Here is a 13,809-nt window from a genome sequence, read left to right as displayed (position 1 = left end):
GGACTACCGCGGGGGGTTCGTCGAACACTACCTGATCCCGCTGATCTACCCGGCGGGGCTCACGCCGCAAGTCCAGTTCGTGCTCGGACTGCTGGTGCTGGCGATCAACGTGCTCGTGTACGGCATCGTCGCCCTGCGTCGGCGACGGCGCAGGGCGGGCGATTGACCGGCGCCCTCATGGGGCGCGTTGGCTCAGCGGGGTTGGGAGTAGCTTGGGCCGAGCAGATGGTCGACCACGGCGCGTGCGACACGGGCAACGAGGCGTTTTGCGCCGTGCCAGCCGTCGGCCAGGATCTGGCCCAGGGCTTCGTTGCGCAGACGCTGCGCTTCGCGGATGCGGCCTTGATAGTAGAGATAGTCGTTGTCCATTGTGCGGCTCCTTGACAGTGCAGCCCGTCGTGAGGGCATGGCCGCGACTGTACGGGGGGTGTTGCGTTGCAACAAACGATCGTTCATCATGTGATGACTTAGAAAATCTCATCCATATGGCCGTCCGTCTCCCGCCGCTCAACGCGCTGCGCGCCTTCGAGGTCGCCGCGCGGCACCTGAGCTTCAAGCTTGCCGCCGAGGAACTCTCGGTCACGCCGACCGCGATCAGCCACCAGATCCGCGGCCTCGAGCAGGATCTGGGCGTGCCGCTGTTCCGGCGCCTGACGCGTGCGCTCGAACTCACGCCGGAAGGCGAGGCGATGCTGCCCAAGCTGCGCGAAGCGATGAGCGCGATCGCCGAGTCGGTCGAGGCGGTCCGCGCGATGCGGCCGTTGAGCCGCCTGTCGGTCGTCGCGCCGCCGTCCTTCGCGTCGCGTTGGCTGGTTCCCCGGCTGCAGCGCTTCGCCGAGCTGCACCCGCAGATCGAGCTGCATCTGGCCAGTGCCACCAAGGCGATCGACGGCCGCGACGCCGCGGGGCTGGGCATCGAGCCGCTCACCCAGCGCGTCGAGGGCGGCCAGCTGTGGATTCGCTTCGGCACGGGCGCCTATCCGGGGTATCGCAGCGAGATGCTGCTCGAACCCGAATACACCGCGGTGTGCAGCCCGGCGCTGCTGCGCGCGAAGATCCCGCTGCGCCAGCCGGCGGACCTGCGCCGCCACAGCCTGATCCACGACGACACGGTGCCCGACACGCGCGAGCGGCCGACCTGGGCCGAATGGCTGCAGGCCGCGGGCGTCACCTCGGTGCGCGCGGACGCCGGCCTGCACTTCAGCGACTCTGGCCTCGCGATCGCTGCCGCGCTCGACGGGCTGGGGGTCGCGCTGGTGTCCAAGCCGCTGGTCGCCGCCGAGGTCGCCGCCGGCCGCCTCGTCATGCCCTTCGGCATCAGCCTGCGGCGCCGCTTCGCCTATTACATCGTGACGCCGCAGGCGCTCGTCCCGCGGGCCACGGTCGCGGCCTTCCGCGAATGGCTGCTGGAGGAAGCGCGCCGCGACGCGATCCACCTGGCGGATGCGCAGCCCGCGCTCGCCGATTGAACCGAACGGGACGCCCGGGCGTCCGAGTACAATGCACGCGACAATGAATCCGGATTCTCCCCCCAGCATCGCCGCGGGCGCCCGTCCGCCGGCACGCCCCGCGCCCTTCCTGCCGATGTCCCGCACCGAGATGAACGCACTCGGCTGGGACGCGTGCGACGTGATCCTCGTCACCGGGGACGCCTACATCGACCACCCCAGCTTCGGCATGGCCCTGATCGGGCGGATGCTCGAGGCGCAGGGCTTTCGCGTCGGCATCATCAGCCAGCCGGACTGGAAGAGCGCGGAACCCTTCCGCGCGCTCGGCCGGCCGCGCCTGTTCTTCGGCATCACCGCGGGGAACATGGACTCGATGGTCAACCGCTACACCTCGGACCGCAAGATCCGCTCCGACGACGCCTACACGCCCGGCGCCGAAGCCGGCAGGCGGCCCGATCGTGCGGTGACGGTCTACGCGCAACGCGCGCGCGAGGCCTTTCCCGACGCCAACGTCATCATCGGCAGCATCGAGGCCTCGCTGCGCCGCATCGCGCATTACGACTACTGGTCCGACAAGGTGCGGCGTTCGGTGCTGCCCGACTCCAAGGCGGACCTCCTGATCTTCGGAAATGCCGAGCGTGCGCTCGTCGCGCTGGCGCGCCGTCTCGATGCCGGCGAGCCGATCGAAGCGATCCGCGACCTGCGCGGCACCGCCTTCATGGTCAAGCCGGGCTGGCTGCCGGGCGAGGAGTGGGGCGAGATCGACTCGCTGACCCTCGACCGTCCCGGACGCGTCGAGCCCCATCCCGACCCGTATGCGATGGAGCCGCAGCAGGCGTCCGCGACGGGCGCGGCGGACGGCGCCCAGGCGGTGCGCATCGTCCCCGCCGCCGAACGCGTCGCCGCGCGCCGCGCCGCCCGCGGCAAGATGGTGGTCCGCCTGCCCGCCTACGAGACCGTCAGCGCCGACCCGGTGATGTACGCCCACGCCTCGCGCATCTTCCATCTCGAATCGAATCCCGGCAACGCCCGCGCGCTGGTGCAGGCGCACGGCGAAGGGCCGGGCCGGCGCGACGTGTGGCTCAACCCGCCGCCGATCCCCCTGACGACGCCCGAGATGGACTTCGTCTACGGCCTGCCCTACGCCCGCCGGCCGCATCCCGCCTACGGCGACGCGCGCATCCCGGCGTGGGACATGATCAAGTTCTCGATCAACATCATGCGCGGCTGTTTCGGCGGCTGCACCTTCTGCTCGATCACCGAGCACGAGGGGCGCATCATCCAGAGCCGTTCGGAAGCCTCGATCCTGCACGAGATCGAGGAGATCCGCGACAGGACGCCGGACTTCAAGGGCCACATCACCGACCTCGGCGGCCCCACCGCGAACATGTACCGCCTCGCGTGCAAGGACAAGAAGATCGAGACCTCGTGCCGGCGCCTGTCGTGCGTCTATCCCGGCATCTGCGAGAACCTCGATACCGACCACGCCCCGCTCGTGTCGCTGTACCGCAAGGCGCGCGCGATTCCCGGCGTCAAGCGCGTGACGATCGGCTCCGGCCTGCGCTACGACCTCGCGGTGCGCTCGCCCGAGTACGTGAAGGAACTCGTCACGCATCACGTCAGCGGCCTCCTCAAGATCGCCCCCGAGCATACCGAGGAAGGGCCGCTGTCGAAGATGATGAAGCCCGGCATCGGCACCTACGAGAAGTTCGCCGCGATGTTCGAGAAGTACTCGCAGGAGGCGGGCAAGAAGCAGCACCTCGTCCCCTACTTCATCGCCGCGCACCCCGGGACGACCGACGAGGACATGGTGAACCTCGCGCTGTGGCTGAAGAAGCAGGGTTTCAGGCCCGACCAGGTGCAGACCTTCCTGCCCACGCCGATGGCGATGGCGACGACGATGTACCACAGCCGCCGCAACCCGCTGCGCAAGGTGTCCGCGGACTCGGAGATCGTCGAGACTGCCCGCGCGGGCAAGGTGCGCAAGCTGCACAAGGCGCTGCTGCGCTGGCACGACCCGGAGAACTGGCCGCTGATCCGCGAGGCGCTGCAGCAGATGGGGCGCGCAGACCTCATCGGCAACGGCCCGAACTGCCTCGTGCCGCGCTACCAGCCGGGCGTGCCGCTCGCAAGCAACGAGCGGCATGCCGCATCCGCAGCGCGCGGTCCGGCCAGGGCGCCCGCGAGCGGCCGTCCGCCCGGCGGCAAGCCGGCGCCGGCAGGCAGTCGCAGCCCGCAGGCGGGGCGATCGCCGGTACGTTCCGGCCCGGCATCGAGCGGCAAGCCCGCCCGCACGGGCAAGCGCCATGCGTAAGCCGACGGCGGACCTCGCGCTCCGCGAGCCGTTCGCCGTGCCCCTCGGGCGACTTGACGCCGGCTGGCTGGAGGGGGCGCAGCGCTGCCCGTCGCCGAATTTCGATGCGCGTCCCGCCGGCACCGAGGTGAAGCTGATCGTCGTGCACGCGATCAGCCTGCCGCCCGACGAGTTCGGCGGTCCGGGCGTCGAGCAGCTGTTCACCAATGCCCTCGACCCCGCCGCGCACCCGTACTACGCGGCGATCGGCCATCTGCGCGTGTCGGCGCATTTCTTCATCCGCCGCGACGGCAGCCTGATGCAATTCGTCCCCACGGATGCGCGCGCGTGGCACGCCGGCATCTCGTGCTGGCACGGACGCGAACGCTGCAATGACTTCTCGATCGGGATCGAGCTCGAAGGCTGCGACACGCAAGCCTTCGAGCCGGCGCAGTACGCCCGCCTCGCAGCGCTGCTGCGCGTGCTGTGTGCGAACTACCCCATCGAGGCGATCGCGGGCCACTCGGACATCGCTCCCGGGCGCAAGACGGACCCCGGTCCGTGCTTCGACTGGATGCATGTAAGGCTCGCGCTCGGCCGGCCGGAACTCGCCTGCGGACCGGTGTCCGAGCCGGTCTGAAGGCCTCGGGAAACGTCTGTTACATCTTTTGTGACAATTTTTTCACTCCGTCCGAACGCCCGGCTGTGCAAGACTTCGCTCCCAGGAGGAGGGCGGAGGGACCTTCACAGGCGGCATGCCTGGTTGACCTAGCCCAATCAAATCAATAAAGTGGGGTTGTTGCTGCACTGCAGCAACGCAAGTTTCAACCGTAGTTTTCAATTATTGGCAGCGGGGTGGCGCGCGATTTCCAACGGAATCGGGCGTCCCGGGGCAGCGCCGCAGAGCGCACCCTCCCCGCCGGGCGTGCGGTCTGGTTGCGATCGCACACCCGAACACCACTGAAGACGTGATCTTCCGACCGACAGGCGAAGTCTGCCTGGGCGTGCAGCATGCGCCGAGGTCGGGGAGCATGGTCGCAGCAGGGAGGTACCGATGACTCACGCAACTCGTACTGGCCGCACGCTTCATGACGCGGCAGCGTTCTTCGTGCATTTCGTTCATGGCAGTCTGATACTCACCGCCTTTGCGCTCGTAGCGCTTGTCGGAGCGGGCTATCTGCTGAAGGATCCCGTCAGCTATGCCGATCTCGGCGTCGGGGTCTCGGAGCCTCCCGCAGCCGGCGACGCCGTGCAGGCCCCGGTCGCGCACACGCCCGTCGAAACACCGCGTCCGAAGTCCGTTGCGGCCGCCGGAGGGTTGTCGGCCGAGATGCGCGGCGTGCGCGATTTCGTCGCGCAGCGTTACAAGATCTCCACGCGCACGCTCGAACCGCTGCTTACGGCCGCCGAACTCAGCGGCCGCAAACTCGGCATCGACCCGTTGCTGATCGTTGCGGTGATGGCGATCGAATCGAGCTTCAACCCCTTCGCCGAGAGCAATATGGGCGCGCAGGGCTTGATGCAGGTGATTCCGCGTTTCCATCTCGACAAAATCGGCCGCAATGCCGGCGAGGATGCCCTGTTCGATCCCACGCTCAACATCCGCGTCGGCACGATGGTGCTCGTCGAGGGCATGCAGCGCTTCGGCACCCTGCAGAGCGCGCTGCAATACTACGGCGGCGCGCTCCGCGATCCGAACGCGAGCTACGCGAACAAGGTGCTCGCGATGAAGAAGCGCCTCGTCGCGGCAGCCACCCGCGCCAAACCCGAAACCGGCGTCTGATCCGCAGCGGCGGGGTGAACGCCCCACCGCGCGGTGCAGTTCCTCAGCCGCGCATGCGCGCGATGCGCTCCACCGCTTCCAGCAGGCGCTCGCAACGGTTCGTGTAGGCGATGCGCAGATGGCGGCGCGGCTGGTTGTCGCCGAAGTCCAGCCCCGGCGTCGCCGCCACGCCGGCTTCCTCGATCAGACGCTGCGCGAGCGCTTCGCTGTCGTCGGCGAGACGCGAGATGTCGGCGTAGATGTAGAACGCCCCCTGCGGCTCCGCTGCGACGACGAAGCCGAGCTCGCGCAGTGCCGGCAGCAGCGTGTCGCGGCGCTGCGCGAACTCGTGCCGGCGCGCCTCCAGGATCTCAATCGTCGCCGGCGCGAAGGCCGCCAGCGCAGCGTGCTGCGCCGGGGTCGAGGGCGAGATGAAGAAATGCTGCGCGAGCTTCTCGATCTCGCGCACATAGGCCTGCGGCGCGACCAGCCAGCCCAGGCGCCAGCCGGTCATGCCGAAGTACTTGGAGAAGCTGTTCACGACGAACACATCGTCCATGGTCTTCAGCACCGTGCTCGCTTCGACGCCGTAGGTCAGGCCCTGATAGATTTCGTCGACGATCAGCGTGCCCCGGCGCGCGATCACCGCCGCGCGCAGTGCCGCGAGCTCCGCCTGGTCGAGCAGGGTGCCGGTCGGGTTGGACGGGCTCGCGACGATCAGGCCGCGCGTGCGCGCCGTCCACGCGTCCGTCACCTGTTCGGGCGTCGGCTGGTAGCGTGTCTCCGCGCCCACCGGCAGCGCCCGCGGCACGCCTTCGAAGCTGCGCACGAGGTGGCGGTTCGACGGATAGCCGGGGTCGGGCAGCAGCCACTCGTCGCCCGGGTCGGTCGTTGCGGCGAGCGCCAGCATCAGCGCACCCGAGGCGCCCGGCGTGACGATGATGCGTTCAGGGGCGACGTCCGCGCCGAAGCGCTCGCGGTAGAAGCGCGCGATGGCCTCGCGCAGCTGCGGCAGACCGAGCGCTGCCGTGTAATGCACGTCGCCGCCGGCGAGGAAGCGCGTCGCTGCGTCGATCATCGGCTGCGGCGTTGCGAAATCCGGCTCGCCGACTTCCATGTGGATGATGTCGCGCCCCTGTGCCTCGAGCTCGCGTGCGCGTCGCAGCAGCTCCATCACATGGAAGGGCTGGATGTCGGCGGTGCGGCGGGCGAGATGCGGGGTCATGCGTAGTCCTCTGGGGCGATCGATGTGAAATTGTAGGCGACGGAAAAAACAAAAGCGCCGACGCGCGGCGCTTTTGCTGGCTCAGCCGGCAGTCGCCGGCCGGGAGGCTCAGACCGACAAGGTCAGTTCGAACATCTCGCGCTTGAGCGTCAGCGCGCGCGGCAGGCGATCCTGCAGCTTGTCGAACCATTCCTTGTGCGGCTCGAGCTCCTTCTTCCATGCGTCGGCGTCAACCGTGGTCAGCGCCTCGAACTCTTCCTTGGTCACGTCGGAGCCGGTCCAGTCGATGTCCTCGAAGTTGGGCATCCAGCCGAGCGAGGTTTCCTGCGCGCCGATGCGGCCGCGCACGCGGTCGACGATCCACTTCAGCACGCGCATGTTCTCGCCGAAGCCCGGCCACATGAACTCGCCCTTCTCGTTCATGCGGAACCAGTTCACGCAGAAGATCTTCGGCGTGTGCTCGACCACGTGGCCCATCTTCAGCCAGTGGTTGAAGTAGTCGCCCATGTGGTAGCCGCAGAAGGGCAGCATCGCGAACGGGTCGCGGCGCACCACGCCCTGCGCGCCGAAGGCGGCGGCGGTGGTCTCCGAGCCGAGCGTCGCCGCCATGTAGACGCCGAAGTTCCAGTTGAACGCCTGGTAGGCCAGCGGCACGGTGGTCGCGCGGCGGCCGCCGAAGATGAAGGCCGAGATCGGCACGCCGGCCGGATCCTGCCAGTTCGGGTCGATCGACGGACACTGCTCCGCCGGTGCGGTGAAGCGCGAGTTCGGGTGTGCCGCCTTGCGGCCGGTTTCCTTGGCCAGTTCCGGCGTCCAGTCCTTGCCCTGCCAGTCGATCAGGTGCGCGGGGGCTTCCTTGCTCATGCCTTCCCACCACACGTCGCCGTCGTCGGTCAGCGCGACGTTGGTGAAGATGATGTTTTCCTTCAGCGTCGCCATCGCGTTGTAGTTGGTCTTTTCCGACGTGCCGGGGGCAACGCCGAAGAAGCCGGCTTCGGGGTTGATGGCGTAGAACTTGCCGTCCTTGCCCGGCTTGATCCAGGCGATGTCGTCGCCGACGGTGGAGATCTTCCAGCCGTTGAAGGACTTCGGCGGGATCAGCATGGCGAAGTTGGTCTTGCCGCAGGCCGACGGGAAGGCCGCCGCGACGTAGGTCTTCTCGCCTTCGGGCGACTCGACGCCCAGGATCAGCATGTGTTCGGCAAGCCAGCCTTCGTCACGCGCCATCGTCGAGGCGATGCGCAGCGCGAAGCACTTCTTGCCGAGCAGCGCATTGCCGCCGTAGCCCGAGCCATAGGACCAGATCTCGCGCGTCTCGGGGTAGTGGACGATGTACTTGGTGTCGGGGTTGCACGGCCAGCGCGAATCCTTCTCGCCCGGTCCGAGCGGGGCGCCGACGGAGTGCACGCAGGGCACGAACTCGCCGTCGGTGCCGAGCACGTCATACACGGCGCGGCCCATGCGCGTCATCGTGCGCATGTTGGTGACGACGTAGGGGCTGTCGGAGATCTCGACGCCGATGTGGGCGATCGGCGAACCGAGCGGGCCCATCGAGAACGGCACCACGTACAGCGTGCGACCGCGCATGCAGCCCTTGAACAGGCCGCTGAGGGTCTCGCGCATGGTGGCCGGGTCTTCCCAGTTGTTGGTCGGGCCGGCGTCGTCCTTGTTCTTCGAGCAGATGTAGGTGCGGTCTTCGACGCGCGCGACGTCCGAGGGGTCGGACCACGCGAGATAAGAGTTCTTGCGCTTTTCCGGATTGAGCTTGATCAGCATGCCCGCCTGGACCATTTCGGCGCACAGGCGATCGTATTCCTCGACCGATCCGTCGCACCAGTAGACCCGGTCGGGTTCGGTCAGTGCGGCGATTTCCGCGACCCACTTCTTCAGGCCGGCGTGGCGGATGTAAGCGGGCGCGCCGGCCAGGATGGCCTCGGCGGACAAGCGTTGAGTCATGGTGAAAAGCTCTCCAGATTGCAGAAGCAAAAGCGGTAACCCACCTGGAGCTCGCAGCCACGCGTCCTGGCGGGGTCTTGAACGGGCCTTAGGACCTTCTTGTTGTGCCGGTATTGCGGAAACTACTAGGGTAAACCGCAGTCGGCGAAAGCCTAATATTATGCCACGCCAGCGGGCTAGACGGAAAACGCTTCTTCGTCCCCCGGCGTCCGGCCGTGCCGCCGTACCCCGGCAGGACTGTCTCCGGGCTGCGATCCGCGGCATCATTACAGCCTCGGGAGACGGTCGGCGACGGCCGCGAGAGATTGATTACAACAATTACGGGACATCACATGGACGAATTGATCCGCGCAGCGGCGCTCGACTATCACCGCTATCCGCGGCCGGGCAAGATCTCGGTCACCCCCACGAAAGTGCTTTCCAACCAGCGCGACCTGTCCCTGGCCTATTCGCCGGGCGTCGCCGCCGCCTGCGACGCGATCGTCGAGGAGCCCGGCGAGGCCGCGAACCTGACCGCGCGCAGCAACCTGATCGGCGTCGTCACCAACGGCACCGCCGTGCTGGGCCTGGGCAACATCGGCCCGCTGGCGGCCAAGCCGGTCATGGAAGGCAAGGGCGTGCTGTTCAAGAAGTTCGCCGGCATCGACGTGTTCGACCTGGAGATCGCCGAGAACGACCCCGACAAGCTGATCGACATGATCGCGGCGCTCGAGCCCACCTTCGGCGGCATCAACCTCGAGGACATCAAGGCGCCGGAATGCTTCTACATCGAGTCGCGCCTGCGCGAGCGGATGAAGATCCCGGTCTTCCACGACGACCAGCATGGCACCGCGATCGTCGTCGGCGCGGCGATCCTCAACGGCCTGCATCTGCTCGGCAAGGACTTGAAGAAGGTCAAGCTCGTGACCTCCGGCGCAGGTGCTGCGGCGCTTGCCTGCCTGGGCCTGCTCGAAAAGCTCGGCATTCCGGTCGAGAACATCTGGGTCACCGACCTCGAAGGCGTCGTGTATGAGGGGCGCACGGCCCTGATGGACCCGATCAAGGCGCGCTACGCGAAGGCCACCAGCGCACGCACGCTCGCCGAGATCATCGAGGGCGCGGACGTGTTCCTCGGCCTGTCGGCCGGCGGCGTGCTGAAGCCCGAGATGGTCGCGAAGATGGCGGCGAAGCCGATGATCCTCGCGCTCGCCAACCCGACGCCGGAGATCCTGCCCGAACTGGTGAAGTCGGTGCGCGACGACGCGATCATCGCGACGGGCCGTTCGGACTACCCGAACCAGGTCAACAACGTGCTGTGCTTCCCCTTCATCTTCCGCGGCGCGCTCGACGTCGGCGCGACCACGATCACCGACGAGATGCAGCTCGCCGCCGTCAAGGCGATCGCCGAGCTCGCGCGCGCCGAGCAGAGCGACATCGTCGCCGCCGCCTACGGCGAGAAGGTGTCGGGTTTCGGGCCCGAGTACATCATCCCGCGTCCCTTCGACCCGCGCCTGATCGTCAAGATCGCCCCTGCGGTCGCCGAGGCCGGCATGGCCTCCGGCGTCGCGACGCGTCCGATCAACGACTGGGACGCCTACCGCACCCAGCTCAACAATTTCGTGTGGCATTCGGGCCTCATCATGAAGCCCGTGTTCGCTGCCGCGCGCGGCACGAACCAGCGCATCATCTTCGCCGAAGGCGAGTCCGAGCGCGTGCTGCGCGCGGTGCAGACGGTCGTCGACGAAGGCCTGGCGCGCCCGATCCTGATCGGTCGCCCGGACGTCGTAAATGCCAACGTCGAGCGTTTCGGGCTGCGCATGAGCGCTGAGCGCGATTTCGAGCTGGTGAACCCCGACTCCGATCCGCGCTTCAAGGAGCTGTGGACCTACTACCACGGCCTGATGGAGCGCCAGGGCGTGTCGGTCGAGTACGCGAAGAAGGAAGTGCGTCGCCGCACCACGCTGATCGGCGCGCTGCTGCTCAAGCAGGGCTACGGCGACGGCCTGATCTGCGGCACCTACGGCATGCACCGGCTGCACCTCGACTTCATCGAGAAGATCATCGGCCGGCGCGAGGGCGTGAAGCACTGCTACGCGCTCAACGTCGTCAACCTGCCCGAGCGCACGCTGTTCCTTGCCGACACCTACATCAACTACGACCCGTCGCCGGAACAGATCGTGGAGATGACGCTGCTGGCGGCCGAGGAAATGTCGCGCTTCGGCATGACGCCGAAGGTCGCGCTGCTGTCGCACTCGTCCTTCGGCAGCGCCGAGTCGCCGACCTCCGAGAAGATGCGCGCCGCGCTGCGCCTGCTGCACGAGCGTCATCCCGAGCTCGAGGTCGAGGGCGAGATGCACGGCGACGCGGCGCTCGACGCCGAACTGCGGCTGCGCATCTTCCCCAACTCGCGCATGCGCGATGCCGCCAACCTGCTGATCTTCCCGACGCTGGATGCCGCCAACATCGCCTTCAATCTGCTCAAGACTGCAGCGGGCGAGGGCATGACGGTCGGTCCGATCCTGCTCGGTGCGGCGCGTCCGGTGCATATCCTGACGCCTTCGGCGACCGTGCGCCGCATCGTCAACATGACCGCCCTCACGGCGGTCGAAGCGGCGCAGCGCAAGTCCTGAGGCGGTTTGTCATGAATACGCGGGCTTCGGCCTTCCCCGGCCGGGTGCCCGCGTGGCATGATTTCCCCGGAGGTGTCCGCAAGCGACCGGAGGCTGCATGGCTGAAGGCAAGGCTGCGCTGGTACTGACGGGAGGCGGCGCGCGCGCCGCCTACCAGGTCGGGGTGCTGTCGGCGATCCGCGAGATCCGCGGGCGCCGTGCGGGCAATCCGTTTCCCATTCTGTGCGGCACCTCGGCGGGCGGCATCAATGCCGTCGCGCTGGCGGTGTTTTCCAGCGACTTCAATCGCGGCGTGCGCATGCTCGCACGCATCTGGCGGCAGTTCCACGTCGACCAGGTGTATCGCGCCGACGCCGCGGCGCTGCTCGCGACCGGCATGCGCTGGGCCTCCGCGCTGGCGCTGGGCTGGGCGGTCCGCCAGACGCCGGGCTCGCTGCTCGACAATTCTCCGCTGCGCCGCCTGCTCACCGAGGTGCTGGATTTTTCGGCCATCGGTCGCAGCATCGAGCAGGGGCACCTGCACGCGGTGAGCGTGGCGGCGTCGGGCTATTCGTCTGGCGAGAGCCTGGTCTTCTTCGAGGCCGTGTCCGAGGTGCAGGCCTGGCGCCGCATGCAGCGGCTGGGCGTGCGCACTGCGATCGGCGTCGACCATCTGCTGGCGACGAGCGCGATTCCCTTCGTGTTTCCGCCGGTGCGCATCAATCGCGAATGGTTCGGTGACGGCTCGATGCGCCAGCTTGCACCGATCAGTCCCGCAATCCACCTCGGCGCAGACCGCATCCTCGTGATCGGTTCGGGGCGGCTGGTCGAAGAGGGGCGTCAGCGCACGGAGGGCTACCCCTCCCTCGCGCAGATCGCCGGTCACGCCCTGTCGAGCATCTTCCTCGACGGCCTGTCGGTGGATCTCGAGCGGCTCCAGCGCATCAACATCACGGCCGGTGCGATGAGTCCCGAACAGCGCGCAGCGGCGGGCATCTACCTGCGGCCCATCGAAACGCTGGTGATCTCGCCGTCGCAGCGTCTCGACGCGATCGCGGGGCGCAACCGCGACAGCCTGCCGCTCGCGCTGCGCACCGTGCTGCGCGGCGTCGGCGCAATGCGGCGCGACGGCTCGACGCTGCTGTCCTACCTGCTGTTCGAGCCGCCCTTCACGCAGGCGCTGATGGAACTCGGCTACAAGGACACGATGGATCGGCGTGGCGAAGTTGCGGCCTTTCTTCGTGTGTAACGGTCTCCATGCGCGACGCAGGGTCATCTAAACTATCGGCTTGGATGAACGTGTGACGCGATGTAAGAAATTTTTCGCGGAATACTTCAAAAAGACTTGATATCTGCTTATTCTGTATAAGAATAGTAATGGGTTCAGCATTTTTCCCCTTATTGTTTTTTTTGTTTCAGGCCACAAGATGAAATTCCGTAATCTGGCGATCGCGATGGTCAGTCTCGCGATGATGCAGGCGGGTTGGAGTCTCCCCGCTTCGGCCGCCACGAGGGCGGCTGGATCCGGTTCCGAAGGGGCCGCGACGAAGGTCGTCAAGAAGTCCGCCAAGCGCTCGGTCAGCGCGCCGGCGAAGAAGACGGTGAAGAAGCGCGTGAGCCGCAAGGTGGCTGCACGATACGAGGCGCGCCGCATCAAGGTCTCGCTGCGCCGCGAGGCCGCGATTCCCGAGGCCGCGATCGACAGCGCGCCGCTGCAACTCGATGCCGCCGGCCTGCCGCACCTGCGTTCGTCGGCCTTCCTCGTCATGAACCAGAACACCGGCCACGTGATCCTCGAGAAGAAGAGCGAGTCGGTGTTGCCCATTGCCTCGATCACCAAGCTGATGACGGCGATGGTCGTGCTCGATGCCGGTCAGAGCCTGTCCGAGGAGATCGTGATCTCCGAGGGTGACATCGACATGCTCAAGGGCACGGGTTCCCGTCTGGCGCTGGGCACCCGCCTGACGCGCGAGGAGATGCTGCATCTCGCCCTGATGTCGTCGGAAAATCGCGCCGCTTCTGCGCTCGCTCGTCACTATCCGGGCGGCGAGGCCGCCTTCATCGAGGCGATGAACGTCAAGGCGCGGATGATCGGCCTGACGGGAACGCGTTTCAGCGATCCGACCGGGCTGACGCCGGAAAACGTGTCGAGCCCGCACGATCTCGCGCGCATGGTCTCGGCGGCGGCCACCTATCCGTTGATCCGCGAGTTCTCGACGACGTCCGAACGTTACGTGCAGATCGGTTCGCGCATGCACCGCTTCGGCAACACCAACTCGCTGGTGCGCAACCCGGACTGGGAGATCGGTGTATCGAAGACCGGCTACATCCGCGAGGCGGGGCGCTGCCTCGTGATGCAGGCCTGGCTGTTGAAGCAGCCGGTGATTATCGTGCTGATGGATTCGGACGGACGCTACTCGCGCACCGCGGATGCCGTGCGCATCAAGAAATGGCTCGAAGCCGCCGGCCCGCAGCGCGTGGCGACGGCTCCCGGGAAGGCGAGCATCTGAGCGGTTGTAAGTGTGCGTGCCCCGGCA

11 protein-coding genes are annotated in these 13,809 nt (G+C 67.3%); 8 read left to right on the top strand and 3 right to left on the bottom strand.

The genetic code is table 11. The features are described from left to right. Positions 1-166 (top strand): DUF2784 family protein (locus tag GPA27_RS23040; RefSeq protein ID WP_169142769.1); only part of this gene is annotated, 166 nt, incomplete at its 5' end. Between the two features lie 26 nt (positions 167-192). Here the strand turns inward: GPA27_RS23040 and GPA27_RS23035 are convergent. Further along, positions 193-369: a hypothetical protein gene (locus GPA27_RS23035; RefSeq protein WP_169142768.1), complete on the bottom strand. Its 177-nt coding sequence runs from the start codon at positions 367-369 to the stop codon at positions 193-195. Between the two features lie 116 nt (positions 370-485). Between GPA27_RS23035 and gcvA the strand changes: the two genes are divergently transcribed. From gcvA to GPA27_RS23015, 4 genes are all read left to right on the top strand, one after another. After that, on the top strand, positions 486-1,469 hold the full coding sequence (gene gcvA, locus GPA27_RS23030) for a transcriptional regulator GcvA (protein WP_169142767.1): 984 nt from the start codon (positions 486-488) through the stop codon (positions 1,467-1,469). 43 nt (positions 1,470-1,512) lie between these two features. Beyond that, positions 1,513-3,762: a YgiQ family radical SAM protein gene (locus tag GPA27_RS23025; protein WP_169142766.1), complete on the top strand. Its 2,250-nt coding sequence runs from the start codon at positions 1,513-1,515 to the stop codon at positions 3,760-3,762. Next, positions 3,755-4,381 (top strand): 1,6-anhydro-N-acetylmuramyl-L-alanine amidase AmpD, encoded by a 627-nt coding sequence (gene ampD / locus GPA27_RS23020; RefSeq protein WP_169142765.1) that lies wholly within the window; start codon positions 3,755-3,757, stop codon positions 4,379-4,381. The genes GPA27_RS23025 and ampD overlap by 8 nt, the downstream gene beginning before the upstream one ends. Positions 4,382-4,795: 414 nt before the next feature. Continuing rightward, the gene (locus tag GPA27_RS23015; protein ID WP_169142764.1) at positions 4,796-5,524 is read left to right on the top strand and encodes a transglycosylase SLT domain-containing protein; all 729 of its coding nucleotides are present in this window, start codon (positions 4,796-4,798) and stop codon (positions 5,522-5,524) included. A 43-nt stretch (positions 5,525-5,567) separates the two neighbouring features. Here GPA27_RS23015 and GPA27_RS23010 read toward each other — a convergent pair whose 3' ends face one another. Further along, the gene (locus tag GPA27_RS23010) at positions 5,568-6,728 is read right to left on the bottom strand and encodes a pyridoxal phosphate-dependent aminotransferase (protein ID WP_169142763.1); all 1,161 of its coding nucleotides are present in this window, start codon (positions 6,726-6,728) and stop codon (positions 5,568-5,570) included. Between the two features lie 108 nt (positions 6,729-6,836). Beyond that, a complete protein-coding gene (locus GPA27_RS23005; RefSeq protein WP_169142762.1) occupies positions 6,837-8,684 on the bottom strand; it encodes a phosphoenolpyruvate carboxykinase (GTP) in 1,848 nt (615 codons plus the stop codon). 332 nt (positions 8,685-9,016) lie between these two features. Between GPA27_RS23005 and GPA27_RS23000 the strand changes: the two genes are divergently transcribed. From GPA27_RS23000 to GPA27_RS22990, 3 genes are all read left to right on the top strand, one after another. Further along, on the top strand, positions 9,017-11,293 hold the full coding sequence (locus GPA27_RS23000) for an NADP-dependent malic enzyme (protein ID WP_169142761.1): 2,277 nt from the start codon (positions 9,017-9,019) through the stop codon (positions 11,291-11,293). 97 nt (positions 11,294-11,390) lie between these two features. After that, a complete protein-coding gene (locus GPA27_RS22995; protein WP_169142760.1) occupies positions 11,391-12,521 on the top strand; it encodes a patatin-like phospholipase family protein in 1,131 nt (376 codons plus the stop codon). Positions 12,522-12,699: 178 nt separating this feature from the next. Then, positions 12,700-13,782, top strand: a complete 1,083-nt coding sequence (locus tag GPA27_RS22990; RefSeq protein ID WP_169142759.1) for a serine hydrolase — start codon at positions 12,700-12,702, stop codon at positions 13,780-13,782. Positions 13,783-13,809 lie beyond the last annotated feature (27 nt).

Origin of the sequence: Aromatoleum toluolicum, assembly GCF_012911005.2 — a bacterium.
Taxonomy (GTDB): Bacteria; Pseudomonadota; Gammaproteobacteria; order Burkholderiales; family Rhodocyclaceae; genus Aromatoleum; species Aromatoleum toluolicum.
This window is presented reverse-complemented; position numbering and strand designations above follow the sequence as displayed.